Raw genomic sequence first — 17500 nt, forward strand, 5'->3', positions numbered from 1 at the left:
ATCCACTCGTGCAGATGTCTCTCTTGAATGTTTTCAAACGTTAGAGAGGAGAGAATAAGAATGAAAAAGAAGCTTATTCAAGTCGTGATCCTGTTCACCATGCTGTTTACTATGGCACTACCAGTAGGTGCAGTCGATTCAAGCTACTATGATGAGGATTACCGTCCTCAATATCACTTCACACCAGAGGCAAACTGGATGAATGATCCAAACGGAATGGTTTATTATGCAGGGGAGTATCATTTGTTTTATCAGCATCATCCATATGGTCTGCAATGGGGGCCGATGCATTGGGGCCATGCAGTAAGCAAGGATTTAGTTCATTGGAAGCATCTCCCTATAGCGCTGTCACCGGATGAAAAAGGCACGATTTTTTCCGGAAGCGCAGTGGTTGATTGGAATAATACAAGCGGTTTTCAAACTGGAAAAGAGAAGCCGCTTGTCTCTATATATACGCAGGATCACGAAGACGGCCAAGTGCAAAGCATTGCCTATAGTAATGATAAAGGCAGAACGTGGACGAAATACTCAGGTAATCCGGTCATTCCAAACCCGGGAAAAAAAGACTTTCGCGATCCGAAAGTGTTTTGGTACGAAAAAGATAAAAAGTGGGTGATGGTCCTGGCAGCTGGTGACCGAATTCTCATTTATACATCGAAAAATCTTAAGCAGTGGACATATGCAAGTGAGTTTGGGCAAGGACAAGGCAGTCATGGAGGCGTATGGGAATGCCCGGATTTATTTGAGCTTCCTGTAGACGGCAATCCGAAACAAAAGAAATGGGTGATGCAAGTCAGTGTCGGAAACGGTGCGGTTTCAGGAGGGTCAGGCATGCAGTATTTTGTAGGAAATTTTGATGGAACAACTTTCAAGAACGAAAACCCGCCAGACAAAGTATTATGGACCGACTACGGTAAAGACTTTTATGCAGCTGTTTCTTGGTCTGATACACCATCTTCAGACGGACGGCGGCTTTGGCTAGGGTGGATGAGTAATTGGCAATATGCCAACGATGTTCCTACATCTCCATGGAGAAGTGCAATGACTATTCCAAGAGAAGTAAGATTGAAAGCGTTTTCCGAAGGGGTCAGAGTCATTCAAACACCAGTAACAGAGCTGCAATCTATCCGCGGGGCCTCACAGGAGTGGAAAAATAAGAGCATATCGCCAGAGAGCAGTAATGTATTGGCGGGCATATCTGGAGATGCTTATGAAATGAATGCAGAGTTTCAAGTGAACCCAGGTTCGGCTTCTGAATTTGGTTTTAAGGTTCGAACAGGGAGAAATCAATATACAAAAGTCGGTTACCATCAAAAGAGCGGCAAACTGTTCGTTGACCGAAGCAAATCCGGAAATGTCACCTTTAATCCAACCTTTAGCACTGGGAAACAAGCAGCTCCGCTGAAGCCGGTAAATGGAAAGATGAAAATGCGTATTTTTGTTGACCGCTCTTCAGTCGAAGTATTTGGCAATGACGGGCAGCAGGTGTTGACTGACATCATTCTTCCGGATAGATCAAGCAAAGGTCTTGAATTATATGCTGTTAATGGCCGTGTTAAGGTAAACTCCCTAACGATTCATCCTTTAAATAAAGCATGGGGAACGTCACCGTTTATATCCAATTTGACTGGCTGGACAACTGTAAACGGTACGTGGGCCGACACAATTGATGGAAAACAAGGACGATCAGACGGCGATTCCTTCATTATGTCTTCAGCATCAGAAGCAGATTTCACCTATGAATCTGAAATAACAATTAAGGATAGGAATGGAAAAGGGGCAGGAGCTCTTGTATTTCGCGCTGACAAAAATGCACAAAATGGCTACCTTGCAAATGTGGATGCGAAACATGATCTGGTGAAATTTTTTAAGTTTGAGGACGGGATTGCCACTGTTATTGCCGAACACCAAACACCAATAGATATAAATAAAAAATATCATCTTAAAACGACAGCTAACGGCACCAATTTTAAAATGTATTTGGATGATCGTCTTGTAATAGATGCTAATGATTCTACATTTTCAGAAGGTCAATTTGGTCTGAACGTTTGGGATGCTACAGCAGCCTTCCAGAATGTTAACGCAGAGACTTGGATGGCAGAAAATAAAGAGTTGAACAGATGACACTTGAATCCAAGGGACTAATGATTAGAATCTAATACTATTTTTCGATTTCGCTGGAAGAGAGATTGAATTTCTTACCCCTTCTCTATAAAAAAGGCACAGACTCAAACAGTCTGTGCCTTCAGGCTGTCGAGAAAATCTCGACAGCCTTTATTTTCCCTTAAATTGATAAATACATAGACTTCTCTTTTATCATTGAAAAGGTGAAACCTTACTATAGTGAAAACAAAGGCCGCCCCTCACTCGATCCGCTGATTTTATTCAAAATGATGTTTATCGGCTACCTCTACGGTATCCGTTCAGAAAGACAGCTTGAAAAAGAAATTTACTACAATATGGCGTACAGATGGTTTTTGGGACTGAATATCAATGACCCAGTTCCGCACCACTCCACCATCAGCTGGAACAGACGCACACGCTTTAAAGATACAACTATTTTCCAAGACATTTTTGATGAGATCGTTCTTCAGGCCATCAATCATGACATGGTGGGCGGGCGTGTCCTATTCACCGATTCAACTCACCTTAAAGCCAATGCCAACAAGCATAAATACACTAGAAAAACGATTGAACAGGATACACAAAACTATATCAAAGACTTAAATGAAGCCATCGAAGAAGATCGGGAGGAACACGGAAAAAAGCCCTTGAAAAGCAAAGAGGAGGTGAAAATAGAAAAAGAAATTCGCCAGAGCCACACTGATCCTGAAAGTGGATATCTGTATCGTGAGAATAAACCAGAAGGTTTTTTCTATTTAGATCACTGAACAACGGATATGAAATACAACATTATCACCGATGCCTATGTCACACCTGGAAATGTCCATGATTCTGTGCCTTACCTTGACCGATTAGATCACCAAATCGCACGATTTGGTTTTCAGGTGGAAGCTGTCGCTCTTGATTCCGGCTATTTAACGACTCCCATTTGTAAAGGATTATCTGACCGCCATATTTTTGGTGTCATCGCCCATAGACGCTATCACCCTACTAGAGGTTTGTTTCCAAAGTGGAAATTTCAATACGACAGTGAAACAGACAGGTACATTTGTCCGAACCAGCAAACACTTACGTACTCAACAACTGATCGAAAAGGCTACAGATCATATAAATCAAATCCTAAAACATGTTCGTCATGCCCTCTGCTTGCGAATTGCACAAAATCGAAGAACCATCAGAAGATCATCACTCGGCATGTGTGGGAAGACCATAAAGAAAAGATCAGGCAAAACCGCTTGTCTGTGTCAGGGAAAAACCTCTACAAAAAAAGAAAAGAAAAAATAGAGCGAAGCTTTGCAGACTCAAAACAACTGCACGGGCTTCGCTACTGCCGGTTGAGGGGAAAACAAAATGTGAGCGAACAAGTTCTTCTCACAGCCGCGTGCCAGAATATGAAGAAGATTGCCACATACCTAGCCAAGCAAGGCTAGGTATGTGGGAGCTCTTTTTCTGTATCTGAAATCCGATCAATATCTAAATGAAACAGCACAAAACAAAAAAGCTTGTAGAAAAAACATCGTTTTCTCTACAAGCTGAACATACCAACATCGTTAGGTATGTTTCTTTTTCATTAGAATAGGCCCTCATCACTGTTCCGATTATAATTGATAATTAAAGCAACAGACACTGGTGCCAGGTTCTTTTAAATACCAAAGCTTCATCGGAAATCACCATGATATTATTTAATTAAGTTAGATTCACTAAACGAATTTAGTACAAGTTCAACAAAAGCTTTTGCTGCTGGCAATTGCCATTTTTTCTTTTTGATTAACATATGAGAATAAAACAGGTCGAAATTCTCAGAATGACAAAGAATTTTCAGCTTACCACCTTCCACTTCTTCTTTAACTGTAATATAGGGTAAAGCTGAAAATCCAAGGCCGCTCATGACAGTTTGCTTTATCGCTTCTATACTCCATAACTCCATTGTTTGAAAGTTATTGATGTCATGCTTTACAAGATATCTTTCAAACATTGACCGATAACTGCAGCCTTCTTCATTTGTTATAAAAAAGTTTTTGTTGTTAGGTTTTTTATATTCATCAAAATGGTCTGGCCCATCAATACTGCTCACAAGGACAATTTTCTCCTCGGTTAATGAATAATGAACACATTTATCTAGATGTAATGCTGGATACACCATAAAAGCAATATCCACCCGTCCGCTTAATAAATCTATTTGGTTTTCCCCACATGTACCGTTGCTTAAGATGATTTTCACATGAGGATATTTTAAGGAGTATTCCCTGATTATTGGTCCTAGTCTAGAAATCGTTAAGGACTCTGGTGCTGCCACCTTTAATACTCCCTTGACTTCGTGAACGCTTTGCATATTCTTTATTTGATCGTGGGTAGAAAGTAAATCTTCTGCTAAAGGTATTAGTTCTGTGCCTAAATGAGTCAGCTTTAAATTCCTTTTTTCATACGTAAATAACTCACCTCCAATTTCATGCTCAAGCGCTTGGATATGAGTGGTTATAGTGGATTGAGTATAGCCTAACTTCGAAGCAGCTCCTGTATAACTTCCGGTTTCTACAATGGCCAGAAACGTAATAAGATGTCTAATTTCCATAATTTTCACCTCAAATGCTATGATGCATCGAAAAAATCAATAATGGTTTTTTATATTTCAATTTTATTTATAGATATCATTATCATACAATAAAAACTGCCCAGTATGACACTAGTAAAAGAAGGTGATTCAATGAGTATCATAGCTTTTCTTTCGTATGTGATTATGACATCCATTACGCCTGGTCCAAGTAACATCCTAATGATGAATGAAGCCCAGAGGTTTGGCTTTATAGGTTCTTGGCGTTTTAATACCGGCATATTGTCAGGTTTTGCAGTACTTGGAATTCTAAGCGGCGTATTTACAATAGGTCTATACAATTGGATTCCTGTTGTAGAGCCATACTTTAAAATGGCTGGTGCAGTATATCTGCTTTATTTGGCTTGGCAAGTCGGTTTCCCCAAAAGTTCAAAGAAGGATTCTACAAATAAACATTCTTCTTTTTTATCAGGTTTTATATTTCAAATTTTAAATATTAAGAGTATTTTGTTCTTCTTAACAGTGATGAGTGCTTTTATATTGCCATTTCATCATTCTATTAAATCGATTATTCTCTACCTCACATTAGCAATTTTCCTGGGCTGGCTAGCGTTGCTTTTATGGTCAGGGTTCGGCTCTATTTTCAAAAAACTTTTTTTGAAATATGATAAAGCATTTCGATTCATTATGTGCTTGTTGCTCATTTACTCTGCGGTAACTGTTTTTCTTTAAAACAAAGAATAGCTAAAAGCACTATAAATATATTAAACCTCATCAAGATCCTAAGAATACAATATTTCTTAGGATCTTTCTTTATAATGACTATCTATGACCTGAATTTGGTTCCATGTCATGGGATCGTCTAGGGAAAATAGAAATATTTATAAAACAAGGTATTCTCATGCAGAAAAAGTTTCTATCTCTTAAGATTCAAACCAGGTGTTACAATAAATCATATTGTGAACATCGCTACATGGTAAACAATTTTGCATAAAGATGAAATAAAGCATAAGATGTCTTCATGAAGCAACTCACTAATCGCAAGGTTGCAACTAATATTTGGATGGTGATTTCAAAATGAAAGTTGTTTATCTTCTTTCAATAGTACCTTTCATAGGTATGTTGTGCTTTCTTCCTTTCGTTAACAGAGTCGAGCCTTTTGTGTTTTCTATGCCGTTTATTATGTTTTGGGTGACTGTTTGGACAGTTCTTACCTCTGTTATTCTAGGTATCATGTATAAATTGGATCCCCGAAACAAAGAGGATGATAAAAAATGAATATTGCTCTTTTGATTATATTAGGATTTTTACTTCTGGCAGTTTTCTTAGGCATTCGATCCACAAAAGGAAAAAAGATGGACTTGGAACAATGGACAGTCGGAGGCAGGGGATTCGGTGCAATCTTGGTCTTTCTTTTGATGGCTGGGGAAATCTATACGACCTTTTCTTTCCTTGGAGGCAGCGGCTGGGCTTACGGCAAAGGAGCGCCGGCTTTATACGTTCTTATGTATATTGTCTTATCATATGTTTTATCCTATTGGCTATTGCCAGTCATATGGAAGTATGCAAAAGAGAATAACTTACTGTCGCAATCGGATTTCTTTGTGAGTAAGTATAGAAGTCCGTTTTTAGGTGTGCTTGTAGCGATGGTTGGTGTGATAGGAATGATACCTGTTATTGTCGTTCAACTGAAAGGCATGGGAATCATCGTTTCGCAAGCATCGTATGGGGCGATCCCGATGCATACAGCTGTTTGGCTGGGTGCCATAAGTCTAACCGTATACGTCATGATATCAGGAGTCCATGGATCAGCTTGGATAGCTATAATTAAAGATATTGTGATGGTCGGAGTGATAGGCTTCCTGGGAATTTATCTGCCTATACATTATTATGGCGGGTTTCAACCTATGTTCGAAGCAGTACATACAGCGAACCCTGAATTTCTGAAGTTCCCTGACCAAGGCCTTAGTGTTTCTTGGCTAATCTCCACTGTATTGCTGCTTGTGTTGGGTTTCTATATGTGGCCGCAAGTGTTCAGTTCTACATATACAGCACAAAACGAAAAGGTATTTCGTAAGAACGCTATTATTAGTCCGTTATATACCCTTATGTTATTATTTGTATTTTTCGTTGGAACCGCAGCAATTCTGAAGGTTCCGGGATTAGAAGGCGAAGAAGTGGATCTTTCTTTACTGCGTCTCTCTATCGACACTTTTGATCCCTGGGTTATTGGTGTAATAGGAGGAGCTGGGTTATTGACAGCGTTGGTACCTGGTTCATTGCTCATCATGAATACGGCAACTTTATTATCGAAAAATATATATAACGTGTTCGTACCTTCCGCGACTGATCAGACAATTGGCAGACTGGCTAAGCTTCTTGTTCCTGTAGTCTCTCTTATTGCTGTCTATTTTACCCTGAATGGGGGAGCTACTCTATCAAATATTATTCTGATGGGCTACAGCTTAATGACACAACTAGCTCCGTCACTGTTCTTTAGTTTAATGAAGAATCATTTTATTACGAAATACGGAGCAGGTGCCGGTATCATTTGCGGACTAGCCACAGTAGCATATATTACTGTTAGTCACACAACGATTGCTGATGTATTCCCGACTTTCCCGCAGTCATTGAAAGATGTAAATACCGGTATTATTGCTTTGCTCATTACTGCATGGTGATGGTGATCGTCAGTATGGTTACTCGAAAAAACAAACATGGCGCAAATGAAACAATAAGCTCGGCAAAATAAAGTATTTTTTGGTTTTACTAAATGAATAATTACCGCACCATTTATTATTTAAGGTCTCAGTTGGACTGCTTTTTTATTGGCAGTCCTTTTTATATAGACGGAATAGCACATGATAACACAGGCCTTGATGATGTGATGCTATATATTGAACCGGGGAGTAACCATTCAGCCACTCCCTTAGTTATCTCATTGATCTTCAGGATCAATGTCTAAACTTTCTGCTTCATTATTCTTCTTCACTTCTAGTCGTACTATTTTGCCTTGAATGTCTCCGGAGATACCCTCTGTATCTTTCTTATAATCATCTGCTTTTGTATATGTTTTTTTTCCATTAGATACTTGGACTGTCACATTAGCGGCAGTTTCTTCAATCAATTTTCCAATCAATTTAAAATCGCCATCATCATCTTTCTCATACACTCCATTAGAATCAGCCTTTGCCTGAGGTGTTAATTCTAAAGCTTCAGCTTCTTGTCTTTTTGAATCAATTTCGACCTTAACTAGTTTCCCTTTAACATTTTCATTCCCTATCTTCTCTTTTTTAAATGAACTGCTTTTTGGGACTTTGACCTTCTTTTGATCAATAACCAGAGTTAACTGATCGCTGGTTTCAGTATCCAATGTTCCTATTAAGTCAAAGTCTTCATCATCACTATTTTTGTCGGGATCTTTAGAATACTTTTTTAAATTCGATGTGTTTTGTTGAGTATTTTTGTGATTTTCAGTTGTATTTTCTTGTGAACCTTGTTGATTAGTACAGCCAATCAAATTTCCAACCATAAATAAGCCTATTAAAGCGATACAGAAACTTTTCATCTTATTTTTCATATAGAGATTATTCCTCCTTTTATTTAGCTATTACTTATTTTCCTTCCAAAACAAAAGATTAAACTGGAAAAATGAAATGAAAATAAGAATAACTTTTTAAAAAAAGGGGATTTGAGCCAAGTATTGAAGCACTATGTTGAAATAAACAAATACCATTTTTGATTGCATATTATACTCCATTTTCTTTTTGAAGGTAAAACTTTTTGTCTAATGTATCATACAGTGAAAGAGTTTATTTCGGAGTTTAAATAACTATCAGCCCAATAAGTGCTCCGTCAATAATGTCACTAGGATAATGAACAGCGAGCTACTAAGTAAAAACATGTCACTGGTTCAACGTTATGGGAATTAAATAAAAAAACATACCAGCATTGTATGGTATGTTTCTTTTTAAGAAGTGGTCCGCAGCACACTTATATATAAACTGAAGGAAAAGCTGAGTCTTTCTCAGCTCATTTTGTTTTTTTATTCCCCAGTTTCAGCAAACTGTTTTAATCGGTCTCCAATTTCATCACGGACTCTTTGGAAAAATGCCCATTTTTCTTCATCGGTTCCTTGCGCTTTTGCCGGATCGTCAAAGCCCCAGTGCACACGTTTTATATGCGGAGGCGTCATCGGGCATTTATCGGCTGCATCACCGCAAAGCGTCACAACTAAATCAGCGTTGTTTAAAATATCAGGATCAATAATATCTGAGGTTTGATCCGAGATATCAATGCCTACTTCTTTCATCGCTTTGACAGCATTCGGATTTAACCCATGAGCCTCGATTCCTGCGCTATACACATTCCACTTATCTCCAATATGTTTTTTAGCCCATCCTTCAGCCATTTGGCTGCGGCACGAGTTCCCGGTGCATAAAAAGTAAATCATTTTCTTTGACATGTTCATCTTCTCCTTTTAGAACTGTTAATGAATAATCAGCAGCCAAACATACAGGCCTGTAAGTGTAATAAATAGGGTTGGTATGGTTAAGATAATTCCTGTTTTAAAATAAGTGCCCCAAGAAATCTTCACACCTTTTTGTGAAAGGACATGCAGCCATAAAAGGGTAGCCAAGGAACCGATCGGTGTGATTTTCGGCCCTAAATCTGAACCAATGACATTTGCATAGATTAACGCCTCTCTCATCATTCCATGTGTATCTGTACCAGCAATGGCTAATGCATCAATCATAACAGTGGGCATGTTATTCATAACCGAAGAAAGAATCGCCGCGATAAAGCCCATTCCAATTGTTCCGGCAAACAACCCCTGATCAGCCATTGCTTGAATAACATCTGAAAGTACATCTGTTAAACCGGCATTTCGCACACCGTAAACAACAACATACATGCCTATTGAAAAGAAAACGATAGCCCATGGCGCTTCTTTTAATACTCTTTTTGTATGAATGGCTGGACTCTTTTGTGCAGCGATTAAGAAAAAGATTGCAATAATACCGGCTACCGCTGACACAGGGATAGATAAAAATTCACTTGCGAAATATCCAGCTAACAACAAACCTAAAATATACCAAGATAAGCGGAACATTTTTTGATCTTTTATTGCTTCAACAGGTTGTTTCAATTCAGTCAGATTATAACGTTTAGGTATACTTTTTCTAAAGAAAAGGTACAGTACAATGATGCTCGCTGCTAACGCGAACAAGTTAGGAACAATCATTCTGGAAGCATAATCGATAAAACTAATGTGAAAATAGTCCGCAGACACAATGTTTACCAAATTACTCACCACTAACGGCAGTGAAGTCGTATCAGCAATAAATCCACTAGCCATGATAAAAGGGAATACTAGTTTTTCATTGAAGTTTAACGCCCTGACCATAGCTAATACAATTGGTGTCAGTATAAGAGCTGCACCATCATTTGCAAATAAAGCAGCTACTATTGCACCCAGGATAGATACATAAACGAACATACGTATACCGTTTCCTTTTGCTGCCTTAGCCATATGAAGTGCCGCCCACTCAAAGAAACCGATTTTATCAAGTATGAGTGAAATGATAATGATTGCGACAAAAGCTAAAGTGGCATTCCAAACAATTCCTGTAACCGTAATTACATCTTGGAAATTTACAACGCCTACGATTAAAGCTAAAACAGCTCCTCCACAGGCTGACCATCCTATAGACAAGTTTCTCGGTTGCCATATAACCAATATTAAGGTTAATACAAATATGACTAACGCCAAAATCACTGAAGTCAATGTAAAGCCCTCCCTACTAACAAGATACTTGGGTTTCTTTTTGTTTGATGTTTTGTAACAGTTCATCCTCCTTATCGATTTGATGTAAAATATGTTGGACGGTCTCAAACTCAGGACAAGATTTATTGATTGAATAAAAACGCCACTGCCCTCTTCTGTCCTCCTTAACAAAGCCTGCGTTTTTTAATTTTCTTAAATGCTGGCTTATTGAAGGCTGACTCATCTCAAACATATCAACTAATTGACAAACACAATATTCTTTTTCAAGAAATAATTTCATCATCATAAGTCTTGTTTGATCACTAAGCGTTTTTAAACAACGCGTCATATCAGCGACTCCTATTGTTGTATCTACAGTCAAATTAGCTCCTCCTTTACATCACCTATATAATTAAACAATTATATGTCGTCTTTAGATAACTTTAAAGTTTTTATTTCGGATTGCATTATTAAAAGCCATTCCTATTTTCATCATTTCTTCGCCGAACCTTTTATTAATATCTTCATTGTTGAATAACCCCCGTTATCCCTTATATAAGTGTTCTCTTATATAAGGGATATCAAGTATTATATATAAACACATTAAACATCAATCTGAGTCACTGCCCATGCCTCCTTTATGGCATAGTTACACACAAGTCACGAGAAAAAAGTGAATCATTAAATGATGTTGCATTGCCATTATATAAGTTTGTTGTTATATAATCAATAACTTATGTTTGATTCATAAAATTAATTCGATGATGTTCTTAAAACATACCAAAGTAATCAGGACCCTTGGGGCGGCCGAGAGGACTTGAACCTCCACGGGTTATTCACCCATTAGGCCCTCACCGCCAGAGAGAACTGTTCGACAAATTCAAAAAGGACTCCTGATACTAAACTCAAAAGGAGATTAAAACCTTCTAATCTCCTTCAAAATTTACCATTTTTTCTGCAATTAATTTAAAATCTTTTGTAGATGGTTCTTTCATATTTTGCAGCTCAGAAAACTTAGTCGCCACTTGATCTTTTATCCTTGCCTGAATGGTGAGTAACAAAGTGTTTTTTCATTATAATCAAAACAAAAAGCACCCTTATATCTTCCAGGCAGCTTTCAGTTTTTTTATGCCCTCTCGTATATTGACTTCAGAAACCCCAGCAAATCCAAGTGAGACAGTTTTTGTAGGAGGTTGTTTTTTATAAGAAAGAGAAACAGGATAGATTTTTACCCCATGTTCCTTCGCTTTCTCAATTAGCTCTTTTTCACTATAGGGAACGTAAACGTCAAGTAAGATACGAAGTCCGGAGTTTTCTCCGCGAATCCTAACGTATTTTCCCAATTCACTTTGCACAGCCTCTAATATAGTTGCTCTTTTTTTTCGGTACAGCTTTCTCATTCTGTTAATGTGTTTTTGCCATTCTCCATTTTTTATAAATTCTGCTAGCGTCAGTTGGCTGTGACAGGACACAGTTTGCTTATATAAGGAAGTGATTTCATGGCCTTTTTTTAAAAGAGGCGAAGGGAGAATCATATAGCTGATACGCAGCGAAGGAAGAAGAGACTTAGAAAAAGTGCCCATATAAATGACACGGTTATGCTGGTCAAGTCCTTGCAAGGATGGGATCGGCTGTCCTGTGTATCTAAATTCCCCGTCATAATCGTCCTCTATGATGAATGCTTGATTTTCTGCCGCCCATTTAAGCAGCTGCATTCTTCTGTTAATCGTCATAATTGTTCCCAGCGTAAATTGATGAGAAGGCGTAACATATACAAGGTTTGGCTGCTGTTCTTGGATCTTCTGTATACAGATTCCTTCGTCATCAACTGGTATAGGAAGAATATTCATACGATTGGCTTCAAAAATCTCCCTTGATCTTGGATAACCTGGATCCTCATATCCTATGGAAATATTCGGTTCAAAAACTTGGCACAAGATTTGCAGAAGAACAGGGTTCCCGGCACCTATGATGACTTGTTCAGGGAGGCAATTAACGCCGCGCGATTGATACAGGTACTCTGCAATGAGTGTTCTCAGCTCAAGTTCCCCTAAAGCATTTCCTGATCGATAAAGCTCGTGACCATACTGGTCTAAACTATTGACCATGCTTTTTCGCCAAGCGGAAAAAGGGAAGTGAGAAGAATCTACATTTCCATAGTGAAAATCAATCCATTGTTTATTTTCTTGTGCTTTTCGTATTGGTGATGTGCTTGGCATTTTACTATGGACAAAATCAGAATCATTATAATCAGCAAACCATCCGCTTCTTGGCTTGCTCACGATATAGCCTTCAGCAGCAAGCTGTTCATAGGCCCGTTCTACAGTCGTTTGACTGATGGAAAGCTGACTCGCAAGCAGCCTTTTTGAAGGCAGTTTCATTCCTTTTTGAATACGCCCCTGATGCATGTTTTCTTTGAAATACTGATAAAGCTGCTGATAAAGCGGAATAACCAGATTTCTATTTAAAAAAGGCGTGATATCCATTTGCACGTTTCCCCTAACTGGTATGCATTTTTTTATGAAAACTGACTGTTTTTAAAAGGTCAATTACAGTTTATAGTCATTGTAATCCTTAAATACTGGTTTTGATAAGAGAAAAAATGATCTTGTGAGAAGAAACATATTTTGGAGTGATGGTAATGAACAAAGCAACAAATGGCTGGATGAACGGTTTTCTGGGAGTACTCATTTTCAGCGGCTCGCTGCCTGCGACTCGCTTGGCTGTGGCGGACTTCGATCCTTTGTTCCTCACCGTATGCCGCGCTGCGATAGCTGGTGTATTGGCTGGAGCGCTCCTTTTCATCTTCCGGCAGCAGCGACCTGCCAAAGGTGACATAACTGCGCTATTGGTGGTAGCGTTCGGCGTGGTGGTTGGTTTCCCGTTGCTGACAGCCTTGGCGCTTCAGTATGTCACATCCGCACATGCCATTGTTTTCATTGGACTTCTTCCGCTCGCGACGGCGATCTTCGGTGTACTGCGCGGAGGTGAACGTCCCCGGCCAGTCTTCTGGATTTTCTCAGCTGCAGGCAGTTTACTAGTAGCAGGATTTGCCCTGATCCAGGGCGGAGGATCATCCCCCCTCGGTGACGCGTACATGCTGGCTTCTATTGTCGTATGCGGGCTCGGTTATGCAGAAGGAGCCCGGCTCTCACGGCGGCTGGGAAACTGGCAAGTGATCTCTTGGGCTCTTGTTCTGTCACTTCCTCTTATGCTGCCGCTATCATTCTATTTTGCGCCGGACTCATGGTCGGGCGTCGGCGTTCCCGCACTGCTCAGTCTTGCGTATGTATCCTTATTCAGCATGCTGATCGGCTTCGTGTTCTGGTATCGGGGTCTCGCACAAGGCGGTATTGCGGCGGTTGGACAACTGCAGCTTCTCCAGCCTTTCTTTGGACTGCTGCTTGCCTCAGTGATTCTGCACGAGAAAGTGGGTTGGACACTCGTAGCAGTGAATATCGCCGTTATATTATGCGTGGCAGCCGCTCGGCGATTCGCAAAGTAAGGCAGACCATTTAAAAAAGGTTGATTTTAAATTCTAGAAATTGCAAAAAATACAAGAAGGAAAAAATTATAAATAGTCGGCTGCTTCGTCTCCGCTAAGATTTTTCATCTCTCGTTAATTCATATTATATTGACCTGTTACTTGAAGAAGCACCCGTTCTTATGTAGGTTACAATAAAATCATTAATTCCCATATAAAAAAAGAAACCTTTGGACTTTGTGATTCCGCAGGTTTCTTTTTTTATGTATCTGGTTTTTACCCGGATAACTAACAAAACACCAATTACAATCAGAATTGAACCTACCCAAAACGTTCCACCTATACTTTCTCATAACAAAAGCCATCCAAGTAATGTTCCAACTACAGGTTGAAAAAAGAAAAATAAGCCTCCGCTTGAAGCATTCAGCATTTGTAATCCGCGATTCCAAAGTATAAATGCACACGCTGTTGAAATAATCCCCAAATATAATAGACCACCCCAAATTGTCGGATGAGTCAGCTGCGAGAAATGAACTTCATCTACATTCACCCAAACAAAAGGAGTCAATATCATGATAGCAGCCAAGATTGTGTAAGTTGTCATTGGAGAATAATGATTTGGAACACGTTTTAAAAGAACAGACATCAGAGCCCATGTTAAAGCAGCAATAAACAGCGATATTCCACCAATTTGATTAGACATGTCAATTTGACCGTTTCCTGCAATCATTAAAACTCCGATGGTCGCTAAAGCCACAGATATTCCCTTTTTTACATTCAATCGTTCTTTAAGCAATAGCCTAGCGAAAATAACCATAAATGCAGGTGTGGAAGAAGTAATAATGGCTCCCCTTTGTGCCGAAGATAGGTTAGTACCAACTTCTTGCATAACAATCGAAATGGTATTACCAATTATCCCAATGGTTATAATTAATAAAATGTCACGTCTATGAATTCGCCAGGATAGTTTTTTTACCAAACCTATAATGAGTCATACAGCAAATGCGACTACATATCGCATCCACACCAGCTCTAATGGAGGTATAACCGATACTACAACCTTTACAACAACACCACCCCAAATACTGCGGCTAATGCCAAATATATGGAACCTAACAAAGTGTTTTTCATTTTTGCCCCTTCCGTTTTTAGTTTAGGTCAAATAAATGCCCCTAACGGAGAGAAGTAGTCACCTTCCTCCACTAAGGGCGGAGAAGTGCTACAGGTACATCATTTTCAAATGATGGTGTCCAAAGCATGATTATTCACCTTCGTCACAAATTAAGGTATAGTCAGTATAAAAGACGATATGCAGAAGTAAATGAGCATCACAGACTGATTACCCAACTAGTCTGCTTGGTCAGTTAAGTAAAAATCCTCTGCCCATATACATAGACCCGTATGTTCTTCATGAAAAAATAATACCAAAGGTGGTTAAACCCTTGGTATTTTTGAGAAGCGGCCGAGAGGACTTGAACCTTCACGGGTTATTCATCCACTAGGCCCTCAATAACAGTGAAAGCTCCAACAGGCTTTTCTTTAAGAAGTGGTACGATCCTGCCTGAGTTTTGCCTTTTAAGAGGAATTTGATTTCTTTTAATGGTGACCAGCCTCTTTAAACAAATTGATAACTTGAATAAGCTCCAACTGATTAGAGGAATAATATCTATACCCATTCTCTTTTTGTATTTCGGGAGAACATAGTGAAGTTTTTTTATGTTACAGAGCTTGGCAAACTCACCTGTTATGAAAAACTTTCTTTAATCATCGTGCATGAAAATCTCCTTGACTATACGGCAACCATATACATTATGATTTTATTGGACCTGAAAGAAGCTTCGATCAACGAAAGAAAGGTTAAGGCGGAACATTCTAACCTTTTCAGATCATTTCTTTCTTATTTAATCTCCGCTTGTCTTAAAAATTGTTATTGGGTGCGTTTTATTCTTTAATAGCTGAACTTAATTGAAAAAGATAAAGTGCTCCAAAACAAAAAAAATAGATGCTCTTTGGTCTGTTTTATGCAGGAAACTGATTAATTTTTAGAGGAGTTTTCAGATGAAAAAATCAATTAAAGAACAAAAAACGGTATTAATTATACTATTAAGCAACATTTTCATAGTCTTTCTTGGTATTGGTCTAATTATTCCCGTTATGCCTTCTTTTATGAATATCATGAATTTATCCGGCAGCACCATGGGTTATCTTGTTGCGGTTTTCGCCGTTTCCCAGTTAATTACTTCACCTTTTGCAGGAAGATGGGTTGACCGTTTTGGGAGAAAAAAAATGATTGTCATCGGATTACTTGTCTTCAGTATATCAGAGTTGATTTTCGGCTTAGGAACCCATGTTTCAATTTTTTATTTATCGAGGATATTGGGCGGAATAAGTGCCGCCTTTATCATGCCTGCTGTAACAGCATATGTAGCTGATATTACAACCCTGCAGGAAAGGTCAAAGGCTATGGGGTATGTTTCTGCAGCTATTAGCACTGGCTTTATTATTGGACCTGGGGCTGGAGGGTTTATTGCCGATTATGGAATTCGCATGCCATTTTTCTTCGCTGCCGCTATAGCATGCTTAGCAGCTATCTCTTCCGTTTTTATATTAAAAGAGTCATTGCCGAAAAAAGAGCGCGAACAACTCTTGGCTAATACAGAGAAATCCAATTTCTTTAAAGATTTAAAAAAATCAATTCACCCTGTTTATTTAATTGCATTTATTATAGTCTTTGTACTAGCTTTCGGCTTATCAGCCTATGAAACGGTATTCAGCTTGTTTTCTGATCATAAATTTGGCTTCACACCAAAGGATATCGCAATCATTATTACGATTAGTTCAATAGTTGCCGTGATCATTCAAGTTCTATTATTCGGGAAATTGGTCAATAAATTTGGAGAGAAAAGGGTGATTCAGCTTTGCTTAATCATCGGTGCGGTCTTAGCTTTCGTGTCTACTGTTATGTCAGGATTTTTAGCTGTTTTGCTTGTTACTTGTTTTATTTTTCTAGCGTTTGATTTGTTGCGCCCAGCCTTAACTACTTTTTTATCTAAAGTTGCCGGTAACCAGCAGGGTTTCGTAGCAGGCATGAACTCCACTTACACTAGCTTAGGGACTATATTTGGTCCAGCTCTGGGTGGTATTCTATTTGACCTTAACATTCATTATCCTTTCCTTTTTGCTGGAATAGTTATGATTATTGGTCTAAGTCTTACAATGCTATGGAAAGAAAAATCAAATGAAGTTTCATCCCTGAATTAACTGTTCTAAATAAATTCACTTAAAAGTTAACCCTAAACTAAATAATCAAGCTTAAAAATCTTGATTATACAGGTAAATCAGTTGCGAGTTATGAAGAAAACATACCAAATAATGTTGGTATGTTTTTTTTCAGTATTTAAAAGCCTCATACCCAATAAAAGCCCGTCATTTCAAGCATTTGTAGTCGGCTTGACGCCAGCATTGCAACCAAACTTTCATATACAGAAAAAAAGAGGAGTAAACACATGGTCTGCTCCTCTAACTTTGTTTCTTTTTCCTTTACTCTTCATAGTCTGGTGTTTTTTTGATAACC

12 protein-coding genes and 3 pseudogenes are annotated in these 17500 nt (G+C 38.7%); 7 read left to right on the top strand and 8 right to left on the bottom strand.

Annotated features, from left to right (window positions below; translation table 11 throughout):
- The first annotated feature begins 60 nt into the window (after positions 1 to 60).
- Together GXP75_RS15265 and GXP75_RS15270 are read left to right on the top strand one after the other, a co-directional pair.
- Entirely contained in the window at positions 61 to 2124 is a 2064-nt protein-coding gene (locus tag GXP75_RS15265; RefSeq protein ID WP_242557197.1) for a glycoside hydrolase family 32 protein, read from the top strand.
- Between the two features lie 164 nt (positions 2125 to 2288).
- Positions 2289 to 3554: pseudogene (locus tag GXP75_RS15270) on the top strand (IS1182 family transposase); the annotation flags it as partial.
- A 248-nt stretch (positions 3555 to 3802) separates the two neighbouring features.
- Here GXP75_RS15270 and GXP75_RS15275 read toward each other — a convergent pair.
- Positions 3803 to 4696 (bottom strand): LysR family transcriptional regulator, encoded by an 894-nt coding sequence (locus tag GXP75_RS15275; protein ID WP_242557198.1) that lies wholly within the window; start codon positions 4694 to 4696, stop codon positions 3803 to 3805.
- Between the two features lie 132 nt (positions 4697 to 4828).
- Between GXP75_RS15275 and GXP75_RS15280 the strand changes: the two genes are divergently transcribed.
- The 3 genes and pseudogenes from GXP75_RS15280 (at position 4829) to GXP75_RS15290 (ending at position 7427) form a co-directional block, all read left to right on the top strand.
- Positions 4829 to 5407 carry a LysE family translocator gene (locus GXP75_RS15280; protein ID WP_214918361.1) on the top strand — a complete coding sequence of 193 codons (579 nt, stop codon included), beginning with the start codon at positions 4829 to 4831 and terminating at the stop codon, positions 5405 to 5407.
- A 345-nt stretch (positions 5408 to 5752) separates the two neighbouring features.
- Positions 5753 to 5953 carry a DUF3311 domain-containing protein gene (locus GXP75_RS15285; RefSeq protein WP_061572276.1) on the top strand — a complete coding sequence of 67 codons (201 nt, stop codon included), beginning with the start codon at positions 5753 to 5755 and terminating at the stop codon, positions 5951 to 5953.
- Positions 5950 to 7427: pseudogene (locus GXP75_RS15290) on the top strand (sodium:solute symporter family protein). Before GXP75_RS15285 ends, GXP75_RS15290 begins: the two are co-directional and overlap by 4 nt.
- 186 nt (positions 7428 to 7613) lie before the next feature.
- Here the strand turns inward: GXP75_RS15290 and GXP75_RS15295 are convergent.
- The 5 genes from GXP75_RS15295 to pdxR all read right to left on the bottom strand — a co-directional run bounded on the left by GXP75_RS15295 (position 7614) and on the right by pdxR (position 12928).
- Entirely contained in the window at positions 7614 to 8255 is a 642-nt protein-coding gene (locus GXP75_RS15295; protein ID WP_242557199.1) for a hypothetical protein, read from the bottom strand.
- Positions 8256 to 8720: 465 nt separating this feature from the next.
- Positions 8721 to 9140, bottom strand: coding sequence for an arsenate reductase (thioredoxin) (gene arsC / locus GXP75_RS15300; RefSeq protein ID WP_242557200.1), 420 nt, complete (start codon positions 9138 to 9140; stop codon positions 8721 to 8723).
- 24 nt (positions 9141 to 9164) lie between these two features.
- Positions 9165 to 10463: an arsenic transporter gene (locus tag GXP75_RS15305; RefSeq protein ID WP_214918352.1), complete on the bottom strand. Its 1299-nt coding sequence runs from the start codon at positions 10461 to 10463 to the stop codon at positions 9165 to 9167.
- A 16-nt stretch (positions 10464 to 10479) separates the two neighbouring features.
- Positions 10480 to 10791, bottom strand: coding sequence for a metal-responsive transcriptional regulator AseR (locus GXP75_RS15310; RefSeq protein ID WP_242557375.1), 312 nt, complete (start codon positions 10789 to 10791; stop codon positions 10480 to 10482).
- Between the two features lie 748 nt (positions 10792 to 11539).
- Complete coding sequence (gene pdxR / locus GXP75_RS15315; protein ID WP_242557201.1) at positions 11540 to 12928, bottom strand: MocR-like pyridoxine biosynthesis transcription factor PdxR; 1389 nt, start codon at positions 12926 to 12928, stop codon at positions 11540 to 11542.
- Positions 12929 to 13083: 155 nt separating this feature from the next.
- Between pdxR and GXP75_RS15320 the strand changes: the two genes are divergently transcribed.
- Positions 13084 to 13947 carry a DMT family transporter gene (locus tag GXP75_RS15320; RefSeq protein WP_242557202.1) on the top strand — a complete coding sequence of 288 codons (864 nt, stop codon included), beginning with the start codon at positions 13084 to 13086 and terminating at the stop codon, positions 13945 to 13947.
- 250 nt (positions 13948 to 14197) lie between these two features.
- Here the strand turns inward: GXP75_RS15320 and GXP75_RS15325 are convergent.
- Together GXP75_RS15325 and GXP75_RS21645 are read right to left on the bottom strand one after the other, a co-directional pair.
- Positions 14198 to 15057, bottom strand: a pseudogene (locus GXP75_RS15325) (DMT family transporter); the annotation flags it as partial.
- 465 nt (positions 15058 to 15522) lie between these two features.
- The gene (locus tag GXP75_RS21645; RefSeq protein ID WP_396022481.1) at positions 15523 to 15615 is read right to left on the bottom strand and encodes a MerR family transcriptional regulator; all 93 of its coding nucleotides are present in this window, start codon (positions 15613 to 15615) and stop codon (positions 15523 to 15525) included.
- A gap of 369 nt (positions 15616 to 15984) precedes the next feature.
- On the opposite strand from GXP75_RS21645, the gene GXP75_RS15335 reads away from it, so the two are divergent.
- The gene (locus GXP75_RS15335) at positions 15985 to 17187 is read left to right on the top strand and encodes an MFS transporter (RefSeq protein WP_214918344.1); all 1203 of its coding nucleotides are present in this window, start codon (positions 15985 to 15987) and stop codon (positions 17185 to 17187) included.
- The last annotated feature ends 313 nt before the right edge of the window (positions 17188 to 17500 follow it).

This window comes from Bacillus sp. HU-1818, from assembly GCF_022695965.1.
Classification (GTDB): Bacteria; Bacillota; Bacilli; order Bacillales; family Bacillaceae; genus Bacillus; species Bacillus atrophaeus.